The sequence below is a fragment of the Methylobacterium haplocladii genome (genome assembly GCF_007992175.1).
Lineage (GTDB): Bacteria > Pseudomonadota > Alphaproteobacteria > Rhizobiales > Beijerinckiaceae > Methylobacterium > Methylobacterium haplocladii.
Map to the genome: position 1 here is coordinate 1 of NZ_BJZT01000079.1, position 1,207 is coordinate 1,207.

Here is a 1,207-nt window from a genome sequence, read left to right on the forward strand (position 1 = left end):
GAGACGAGTTGACCTTGCCCCCTGTTTGCCCCCGTTCATAACCAGAGTCCGTTCTGGTTCTGGTCCCCTCGGGACCGGGTTGCAAACGCGTTCGGGGTGAGCCCGCCGAGGCTCGTGTGAGGGCGACAGGTGTTGTAGTCCACCCGCCACGTCTCGATGATGGTCCGGGCCGCCGGCAGGCTGCGGAACAGATGCTCGTTCAGGCACTCGTCGCGCGGCCGTTAAGGCTCTCGACGAAGCCGTTCTGCTGCGGCTTGCCTGGCGCGATGTAGTGCCATTCCACCGCGCGCTCTTCCTGCCAGTGCAGGATGGCGTGCGAGGTCAGCTCGGTGCCGTTGTCGGAGACGATCATCAGCGGCTTGCCCCGGCCCTCGATGATCCGGTCGAGTTCGCGCGCGACCCGTTGGCCGGACAGCGAGGTGTCGACCACCAGCGCCAGGCACTCCCGCGTGCAGTCGTCGACCACGACCAGGATGCGGAAGCGCCGCCCGTCGTCGAGCGTGTCGGAGACAAAGTCGAGGCTCCAACGCTGGTTCGCCTCCTGCGGCACGGCGGCCGAAGCCCGCGTACCCAGTGCTCGCTTGCGGCCGCCGCGCCTGCGCACCGACAGCCGCTCCTCTCGGTAGAGGCGGAAGAGCTTCTTGTGATTCAGTGCAAGGCCCTCCCGCCGCAACAGGATCAGAAGCCGCCTGTAGCCGAACCGGCGACGCTCGCCGGCCAGGCTGCGCAGGCGTACCCGCACCGCCGCATCGTCACTGCGGGCCGAGGCGTAGCGGTACGTCTTCGGCTCCAGGCCGATCAACCCGCAGGCACGACGCTGCGAGTAGCCCTTCTCCTCGATAGCCCAGGTCACGGCCGTTCTGCGTGCGCCGGGCGTCAGAAGTTTTTTCCCAGCGCCTCACGCAGCGTCGCCACGTCGAGCATCGCCTCGGCCAGGAGCTTCTTGAGCTTGCGGTTCTCCTCGTCGAGCGTCTTCAAGCGACGCGCATCCGAGACCTCCATGCCGCCGAAGCGCGAACGCCACGTGTAGAACGTCGCGTCGCTGATGCCATGCTTGCGGCAGATCTCGGCAACGGGCAGCCCCATCTGCTGCTCCTTCAGGATGCCGATGATCTGCTCCTCGCTGAACCGGCTCTTCTTCATCGTCCGTCTCCTGATCGACGGACCCTAGCTTCAGATCGAGGGCAATCCAGGGGGCAAGGTCAGA

At 66.4% G+C, this 1,207-nt stretch carries 1 pseudogene; it reads right to left on the reverse strand.

Going from position 1 to position 1,207, the window contains the following annotated elements:
- Nucleotides 1-35 precede the first annotated feature (35 nt).
- Nucleotides 36-1,143, reverse strand: a pseudogene (locus MHA02_RS21800) (IS3 family transposase).
- Nucleotides 1,144-1,207: the final 64 nt, after the last annotated feature.